The sequence below is a fragment of the Actinomyces sp. MRS3W genome, from assembly GCF_032465695.1.
GTDB lineage: Bacteria > Actinomycetota > Actinomycetes > Actinomycetales > Actinomycetaceae > Actinomyces.
Window position 1 is genome coordinate 1 of record NZ_JAWDJJ010000091.1, and the last position, 2,668, is coordinate 2,668.

The 2,668-nt window shown below is 69.5% G+C and carries 2 protein-coding genes; both read right to left on the reverse strand.

All coding sequences use genetic code 11. The features are described 5' to 3' along the window. The coding region (locus RWX45_RS02655; protein WP_316022240.1) for a hypothetical protein at nt 1-814 on the reverse strand (814 nt) is incomplete at its 3' end. Between the two features lie 25 nt (nt 815-839). Further along, nucleotides 840-2,668, reverse strand: a 1,829-nt coding sequence (locus RWX45_RS02660) for a hypothetical protein (protein ID WP_316022241.1), incomplete at its 5' end; no start/stop codon positions are given.

The following is a 2,668-nucleotide window of genomic DNA, read 5'->3' on the forward strand; positions in this document are numbered from 1 at the left end:
CAACCGCCAGCACCGGCAGCACCAGCACAAGCTTGGCACGCCGCAATTCGGCGTCGGCAATACTGTGGTAGCTCCTGGCGCAGCGGGAGGAGGGAGTGTCGTCCGCCTCCGCTAGAACGCAGACGACAGTCGTCGCCGTATAGGCACCGGCCACGTACACGCCGACCACCGGTGACAGGCCGAAACGACCCATGGCGTAGACGATGAGGGCACCGAAGCCGCACACGCAGGCCACCGGCCACCACGAGGCCGATCGCAGATAGACGAAACACAGCGCCGGCAGGCGCCGCCGCGGCCCGCCAAGCCGTAGGCCACCAAAGCCCATTCCAGCGCCTCGCCCCGACCACGCTGCTGCAGCACCGGCCGATCGCAGCCGATCCGCACCGATCGCCACCAGCGCGGTCATCGGCATCCAGGCCGTCAGCAGCAGGCCGAATGTGCCGCCATCGGACCAGCCCGGCAGGTCCAGCACAAGCATCCCGCAGGCGGCCTCCAGCACCGTCAACGGCAGGGATGCAACCGCGTACAGGATGAGGAAATCCACCGCGGTGAACCCGTAGTAGCGCAGCGCTCCGCGGCGGGCGGCGTCGAGATCGCGCATGACCACCGCGGCGTTCATGGCCGCCGCGAGCAGGCCCGCGCCGACCACCGCCGAGGCCAGAGCGGGACCACCGGCCACCGTCACCGCGTCTCGGGTGGCGGACAGGACAAGCAGGCAGACCAGCACGAGTGCAAGCGAGCGCACCGACGGGGTGACAACGCTGCCGGGACGGCGCAGACGGCAGCTCCAGGCGATCAGGGTCACGGCTTTCAAGAAGGCATCTCCTCCCCGGCGGCCTTCAGATGAGCATGGGGAACAGGCCCCAGTAGGCGATGGCGACCAGCAGGATGGCGGCGCCGGTCATTGCCGCGGTGAGGACGGCCGCGGCGGGGACGGTGAGCCAGTGCCCCTTCTCACCGCGCTCCCGGTTGGCCGCGTGCGCGGCGGCGCGCATGAGCTGCGCACGCTGGGCGAGTTTGACGAAGATGACGACGGCGATGACGGCCACCAGCTGGACGAGAACCCAGCCGCCGTAGGAGAAGAGGTGATTGGTGCGGTAGCTCATGGCCAGCGAAGCCACGCCGAAGATGTAGACGACGTAGAGAATCCAGGCGGAGGTCACGCTCAGGCACAGGGACACGGTCCAGCGGCCGATGGGGTCGGGCAGGTGCAAGCCGCGCCTGCCGCGCAATCGGGGTCCCTGCCCCAGGCACCAGCCGATCCCGGCCAGCACCATGAGACCGAAGCCGATGATGAGGGTGGCGAGCATGAGGTCGCCGGAGGCGTACCAGCGGGTCGGGGCGGGAGCCTGCGCCCAATAGGCCTGGGTGGGGGTCGCGCCGGCGACGTGCGGCTCGGCGGCGGCGGTGGCGGGCAGTCCAGCCACCCAGCGGCACAGGTCACGGGCCACACCCGGGGCGAGGGCACCGCTGGTGCTGATTCCGAGTTTGAGGCCATGGTTCGCCCCGTCGTAGTAGCGGACGGTGAGCTGGTCGTTGCCGCTCACCTGCAGGGCGTTCCATACGGTGGCCGGTCCCTGCACGAGCGGCATGGAGGCGTCGGCGGTGCCGTAGAGCATGAGCACGGGCACGGTCACGGTCTCCAGGTAGGTCACCGAATCGAAGTCGGCGTATTCGAAACCGCCGCCGGGAATCTTCGCACTGCCGAGCACGCGCGGGATGAGACTCAGCATGGGCTCGGGAACGCCCACGTTGCGCATGTAAGTGTCCACGGCGAGTGCCACCTGTTCGCGCAGCCTCACCACCGGGGCGCTGGCCAGAATGAGGAAGGCGACCCGATCGTCCTGCGCGGTCAGCACCACTCCGGGGATAGCCCCCTCGGACTCGGCGTAGACGCCGACGGCGTCGGGATCCACACCGTCCAACTCCACCAGGTACTCGAGGCTGCGCTGGTAGTCGGCGGCCATGGACAGGTAGTCGCGCTCGGTCGTGGAGTAGTTCTCCATGGGTTTGGAGGGCACGAGGGTGGTCACCCCGGCGGAGGCCAGGGACTCGGCCTGTTCGGCGAAGCCCTGGGTGGTGTGGGTGCCGGCGCCGTGCATGAAGATGGCGCCGGGAGTGTCCTCCGTGACGCCGATGGGGCGGCGCAGCAGTCCGGGAACCTCTTCGCCATCAGCCTGGGTGATGGTGACGGTGGTGGTCTGGACGGCGTAGGTGCCGACCTGCGCGGTGGCCACCGCTCCCCCAATGGTCGTGTCGGTGGTCACCGGGGTCAGCGAGTTGGCCACGGGTTGGGGATTCCAGCGTGGCCCGGCGAGCGTGCCGATGAGGCTGAGGGCGAGGACGGTGACGATGACGCTGCCGACGGTGCGGTGGTCGGAGGAAACCGCCAGAACGAGGGCGGCCAGGCCCAGGGTGAGGAGGATTTCCCAGATCTCCTTGCCGCCGGCGCCTAGTAGTCCCATGACGACGGCGACGCCGATGGCCGCCGCAAGCACGATGAGGGTGCGACGGCGTTCGGTACGCCACAGCCGGGAGAGCAGGTGCCACGCGCGCCTGGGGAACTCGCGCAACCAGGCCGCCCCAGAGCGTAGCTCGGCGGCGGTGATCCGGGCGGGTTGCCCCTTGGGGCGGGCACGGCGTGCAGAAACAGTCTTGGGGCGGGTAC